This window comes from Peribacillus sp. (assembly GCF_059453735.1).
In genome coordinates, this window is record NZ_JAZVJO010000103.1 from 1 (window position 1) to 6,487 (window position 6,487).

Consider the following 6,487-nt stretch of genomic DNA (forward strand, 5'->3'; position numbering starts at 1 on the left):
TTTGATCATAGTTCGGTAGTTAAACGGATAAAGGATTCCAGGCGACTTCACAAAGATCATTTATTGGGTCAGCGAAATAAGAAGTTCTCCCTCCCCAATTGGCATCAGAAAGCATACGTAAAATCTATCCTCCAGCTTCTATAATCTTCGCAATGGCAGCATCTACGGATTCAGGAGTTTCCACAATAATAGCTAATGTAACGTTGTTGTACATGTCTGCAGACTGTTTTATTTCAACCCCGGCATCGTCGGCTAACTCTAGTTATCTTTTATATGATTAATTCCGATTGATTTAAACTCCTCTATTTTTACTATGAAGAAAATCGAGTAGTTAAAGAAAAATGTATCTTTTTATGTCTTTTTATACCTTTTTGTGTAAAAATATGATGACAAAAGTTTTATCTTGGTAAATAATAATAGAATGGGAATATTTTAGTGAAACTAAAGGAGCATTTATGAACAAACATACAAGTCGTCAAAGTAAATTTAAAAATAGAAAGAAAAAGAAAAAGAGAATTAAACTGTTCGTTTCAATTGTCCTTTTTATTCCACTTATTATTTTAGGGTATACGTATTATCAGTTTTACGACGGAAAGAAAGAGGCAGAAAAAGCCATTGCTTCCACACCGAATCAAACAACCTATGAATTTAATGGTCAAAAAAGTATTGAAGATAAAATAAATGTGCTGCTAATTGGTATTGATAAACGAGAAAATGATACGTCAGCAAATTCTGATTCGATCATTGTCGCTCAATTCGATCCGATAAAGAAATCTGTTAAACTACTTTCACTAATGCGAGATATGTATGTACCGATTCCCGGATACAATGAAAACTATAAAATTAATGCGGCGAATGCCCTAGGCGGACCCGAATTATTACGTAAGACGATCAAAGAAAATTTAGGCATTGATGTAGAATATTTTGCGATGGTAGACTTTAAGGGCTTTGAAACCATCGTTGATGTATTGAATCCTGAGGGAATTGAAGTGGATGTAGAAAAAGCAATGAGTAAGTATATTGGAGTAAGTTTAAATGCTGGTGTCCAGAAATTAAATGGTAAAGAACTGCTCGGGTATGCACGATTCAGACAAGATAGTGAATCTGATTTTGGCAGAACTAGACGACAGCAACAAGTGATTAAGGTATTAATGGATGAAGTAATTAGTACAAACGGGATTACAAAAGCACCAAGATTACTAGGTTCCATTCAACCTTATATTGAAACAAATATCAGCACCGGTAATTCCCTTGGTTTAATAAAGGAAGTCCTCACTAATCATCCAGAAAAGATTGAAAGCTTAACCATTCCAGTAAAAGATACGTACCAAGATGTACGCGTTGCAAATGGAAAAAATGGGATGCTTGTTTTACAAGTAGACCTAGAAGCAAACCAAGCGGCAATTAATGAATTTTTTAATCAAGAAACGCCTGCCTTAGCTCAATAGAAAAAAGCGAAGCCTATCACACTTGGGCTTCGCTTTTTTAAATTGTATGGATAACTGTTTAATACGGCTTTTAACTATGATCATCTATTTACGGTATACTCTTTTACCTGTTTCTAAATAGCTTCGGATTCTTTTCCATTCTTCATCTTGATAATATTCGCTTATAAACAAGATTCTTTAATATACTGGATACTTTTCTTCCCTAAATCTGTTAACGTCTATTGGCTGTAGTTCCAGAAAATAAGTTTATCCACTAAATCCATTTACAAAAAATCCGACTGTTTCGAGTTCATCTTCAGATAAATCACGGTCCAGCTTTCGGGAAAGTTCCTGTTGAATTAAGAGGGTGTTTCCTTGGCAGCTGATGACAAGCTCGGCACATGCCTTCATTAGTCTAAATTCACGCTCCATTTCCTGTTTGGTACAGGGGTGTGGATGATGGGAGAGAATATAGGTGTTTGCATCATACTTTTCAATTTCCGTGAGCAGCCGAAGAACCTCTTTTGATGTAAAGTGCCATTTTTCTGCGTACATATTGGCATATAGACAATCGCCAAGGAATAGTGTTTTTTCCTCGGGAATATAAATAAGGCAGGAATCTCCTGCGTGGTCTCCGCCGACATGCTCAATTACACAAGTTACGCCGCCAAGGTCAATTGTCATTCTTTTTTCAAATCGAATATCAGGAAGGGGCATACAGATATCCCTTGACTTCTCACTGAATTCTTTTTTTATGGCATCCGCACAAAAGGCTATTTCTGTCCCAGCCTGCACACGCTGATCGAGAGCAGTATCGTCCCAAGTCAATTTTTGGAGCATTTTAATGTTGCTATACGTATCAACTTGGCATAATACAGGCTCCTGCACAGCTTCGAGTCCAAATACATGATCCCAATGGGAATGTGTAAGGACAAGGTAATCAGGGTTTATCCTTTCTTTTCTTAATTCATTATGAAATAATCTCGCATGCTCTACAGAGTTTCCAGCATCTATAACGAGTGTCCGGTTGTTTCCCGTTATCGCACCAAGTACAGGCCGATCGGTTTCTTGAACCGGTGTTAGATAAACAATGTGTTTGGAAAGTCGTTGTATCGTTTGCATCGTATACCTCCTTAGCTCTTATTCAGCACCATTTAGTATAGCAAAAAAGAAAGTAAGCTGCTGTCATTCTTTTAATATAAGTTGGTAAAAAAGAAAGGGGTAACAGAAACTGATAGAAAAATTTATCTATTTTTATTTACCCCAGACCAGCATTTTGTGCTAAAACGAAACGATATGAGGAAAATGGTTCAACAAATTAATCCGTTTATATTAGAAATATGTGATATTTTGTAACATCTAGTATCGCATACAGGCTCATAGAACCAATATTTTACAGTTTGATTAGCTCTACTTTTCTTTTGTGATGTATAATAAAGGAAATAATAGCAAGGAAGGTGTGATCAAATGTTGAAAATAGAGGAAATTAACGCGATAAGACTGAATGAACGGATAGAAAGATTATCGATGGTCGGGAAAATTGGTAAAACGGGCGTGAGTCGAATGGGTCTTTCACAGGAAGACCACACAGCGGTAAATATCGTAAAAGGGTGGATGGAAGAAGCGGGAATGTCTGCGAAGATTGACAATTTCGGCAATTTGATTGGCATCATGCTTGGAGGAAATCCTGATTTACCTAAGCTAATGATTGGCTCACATATAGACTCGCAAATTTATGGCGGGCGTTTTGATGGAGTAACCGGTGTTATTGCGGCAATTGAAGTGGTACAGACAATGAAGGAAAAAGGAATTGTTCCTGACGTATCGATTGAAGTGGCAGCTTTTAGTGATGAAGTCGGGTGTCGTTTTAATAAAGGGGTCTTTGGTGTCCGAGGAATCTGGGGTGAATTGGAGGAAGGGGAACTGGATCGAAAAGACAGTGATGGAATTACTCGCCGCAAAGCTTTAATTGATTTTGGCTGCAATCCGGAAAATTTTAAAGCTTCTGAGTATGAAGTAGGCAGTCTTGGTGCGTTCCTTGAACTGCATATTGAACAAGGGCCGATTCTTGATAATACAGGGAGTCCAGTTGGGATTGTGTCAGGGATTTCAGGTCCGCTTTGGCTCACACTTGAACTAACTGGTTTTGCCGGCCATGCAGGGAGCGTGCCCATGAATATGCGGCAAGATGCATTACTTGGGGCAGCGAAAGTTATTGTTGCTTTGAATCAAGTTGCGCTGCAGAAACCAGGAACGCCCACGGTTGCAACGGTGGGGAATGTCAAAGTTTTTCCAAATTCCCGTAATATTGTTCCGGAAAAAGTGACCTTAACCATCGATTTACGAGACATTGATCTTGCGAGACGAGAACAATATGAAGTACAACTGCGAAGTGAGATTAGTAGAATTGCCGCCATTCACAGGCTGACTTGTAAGATTACGGAAGATATGAAGTCAGAACCGCGTTATGTGGCAAACTGGCTGAAAGATATCTTGCGGGAAGAAAGCAAGGCGCTTGGATTAGCTGCCCCTGAATTGATGAGCGGGCCTTTTCACAATTCCCTGATTATGTCTAATTATTGTGATTATGCGATGATTTTTGTTCGAAGCAAAGACGGGATTAGTCACAATCCTCTTGAATTTTCTAGTCCCGAGGACATTGCAGCAGGAACAGAACTTCTGTACCGTTCCGCTTTAAAAGTGACTAAACAATTAGCACATTGAATTTTTCCTCGGTTTGTCATAGAACCGGGGGTTTTTCAAATCTCTAGAATAAAATCCTGCTTGTTTTTATTTTTTTACATTGTGTATAAAAATCCTGGAAGATTATTTACGTTGTGTGTAATGAAATCTAACATCATGCTCGGTACACTTAAGAATAAGCTGAGTGACTTATAAAAAGGAATGTTGGAAAGGAGAGTAAGTAGATGAAACATGGAGTTGAGAATATTACTGATGTATTGGAACAAAATTTTCATGAAATAGAACCTGGCCTAACTAAGCAGGAGGCAATGGAAGAATCTAATCGATGTTTATATTGTTATGACGCCCCGTGTATCCAAGCCTGTCCAACAGGGATAGATATCCCCTCTTTCATTAAAAAAATTGCGACCGAAAATTTAAAAGGATCGGCGACGACTATTATGACAGCCAATCCAATCGGTGCGAGCTGTGCGAGAGTCTGTCCGACAGAAGAGCTTTGTGAAGGTGCTTGTGTCCTCAATCATTCAACAAAGCCCATTTTAATCGGCAATCTTCAGCGATACGCAACAGATTGGGCGATTGCTAATCAACAGCAATTATTTAAAGCAGGCGAAAAAAACGGCAGAACCGCCGCTATTGTCGGTGGAGGGCCAGCAGGATTATCTGCTGCACGTGAGCTGGCACGACTTGGTTATACTGTAACTATATTTGAAGCTGAATCCGAAGCAGGCGGGTTAAATACATACGGAATCGTTTCCTTCCGACTACCGCAAGCCATTTCGTATTGGGAAGTCGAACAGGTGAAAAGTCTTGATGTACAGATACGGACTAATACAAGAGTGGGTACTGATATTTCGGTCCACGAGTTACGTGAGAGTTATGATGCAGTGGTGCTGGCTATTGGGATGTCAGAGGTACCTAAACTCGGTCTTGATGGAGAAGAGGCAGATGGAGTATTTGATGCCATTGAATTTGTCAAAAGTACAAAAACAGACGTACTGACACAGGATTTGGTAGGGAAAAAGGTAGTGGTCATCGGGGCTGGAAATACAGCAATAGATGCCGCCACTTGTTCAAAACGCCTTGGTGCGGAAAATGTAAAAATCGTATACAGAAGAACGCAAAAAGAAATGACTGCCTATGGTTTTGAATATGAATTTGCTAAGCAAGACGGAATCGAATTCCAATGGCTGACGGCACCTACAAAAATAATAAAAAATGAAGACCATAAAGTAATCGGGTTAGAATGCATTAAGATGGAACTTGGTGAGGTAAATGAAGACGGACGGCGTCGTCCAATTCCGATTGCAGGCTCTGAACATGTACTTGAGGTGGATGCCGTTGTTCGTGCGATCGGTCAGTCGCGTTATATCAAGTTGATTGAAGAATTTGGCATCGCCCATCATGACGGAGTGGTTTTATTGAAACCGGGATCCTATCAGACTTCGGTAGAAAATATTTATGCCTGTGGTGATGTGATTTTTGGAAAAGGACAAGGAGAAGCAATGGTTGTTTCAGCAGCACAACAAGGAAAGCTTGCAGCTTATGAAATACATCAAAAGTTAGAGAGCGGGATGATCATTGGCGCTTAACTATAGCTTCAAAAAAAATAAAAGGAGGTTGTTTTATGGCAGATTTGAGGATTAATTTAGCAGGAATTACGTCACCTAACCCATTCTGGCTGGCTTCAGCACCGCCGACTAATTCAGGTTACCAAGTTCAGCGGGCTTTTGAAGCTGGCTGGGGCGGAGCCGTATGGAAAACCCTTGGCGATCCGATTTTAAATGTATCTTCACGCTTTGCCGCCGTCAATTTTAATGGGCAGCGGGTTGCCGGCTTTAACAATATTGAATTAATTACAGATCGACCATTAGAAGTGAATTTGAAGGAAATCTATGAAACAAAAAAGAGATTCCCAAATCATGCGATCATTGCTTCACTCATGGTTGAACCAAAGCAGGAAAAGTGGCATGAAATTGTCAAACGTGTAGAGGACGTTGGTGTGGATGGGCTAGAATTAAATTTTGGTTGTCCGCACGGTATGGCAGAACGGGGGATGGGTTCAGCATCGGGACAGGTTCCAGAACTTGTCGAAAAGCAGACAATGTGGGCCAAAGAAGCAGCAAAGACTCCGGTAATTGTTAAGTTAACACCGAATATTACGGACATCACCCGGACTGCGGAAGCAGCTGTTCGAGGTGGAGCGGATGCTGTAAGTATGATCAATACGATTAATAGTTTAGCAGGAGTAGATCTTGATTCATGGAATACCATTCCCCATGTAGCAGGCAAAGGGGCACACGGTGGGTACTGCGGTCCCGCAGTGAAGCCAATTGCCCTGAATATGGTCGCCGATT

Annotated in this window: 5 protein-coding genes; 4 read left to right on the plus strand and 1 reads right to left on the minus strand. The window is 40.2% G+C overall.

What is annotated here, in order from left to right:
• The first annotated feature begins 455 nt into the window (after positions 1-455).
• Complete coding sequence (locus AC52RT_RS03460; protein ID WP_495539463.1) at positions 456-1,448, plus strand: LCP family protein; 993 nt, start codon at positions 456-458, stop codon at positions 1,446-1,448.
• 246 nt (positions 1,449-1,694) lie between these two features.
• Here AC52RT_RS03460 and AC52RT_RS03465 read toward each other — a convergent pair whose 3' ends face one another.
• Entirely contained in the window at positions 1,695-2,549 is an 855-nt protein-coding gene (locus AC52RT_RS03465) for an MBL fold metallo-hydrolase (RefSeq protein WP_495539464.1), read from the minus strand.
• A gap of 345 nt (positions 2,550-2,894) precedes the next feature.
• On the opposite strand from AC52RT_RS03465, the gene AC52RT_RS03470 reads away from it, so the two are divergent.
• The 3 genes from AC52RT_RS03470 to preA form a co-directional block, all read left to right on the plus strand.
• On the plus strand, positions 2,895-4,151 hold the full coding sequence (locus AC52RT_RS03470) for a M20 family metallo-hydrolase (RefSeq protein ID WP_495539465.1): 1,257 nt from the start codon (positions 2,895-2,897) through the stop codon (positions 4,149-4,151).
• 203 nt (positions 4,152-4,354) lie between these two features.
• The gene (locus tag AC52RT_RS03475) at positions 4,355-5,722 is read left to right on the plus strand and encodes an NAD(P)-dependent oxidoreductase (RefSeq protein WP_495539466.1); all 1,368 of its coding nucleotides are present in this window, start codon (positions 4,355-4,357) and stop codon (positions 5,720-5,722) included.
• A 35-nt stretch (positions 5,723-5,757) separates the two neighbouring features.
• On the plus strand, positions 5,758-6,487 hold a 730-nt coding region (gene preA, locus AC52RT_RS03480; RefSeq protein ID WP_495539467.1), incomplete at its 3' end, for an NAD-dependent dihydropyrimidine dehydrogenase subunit PreA.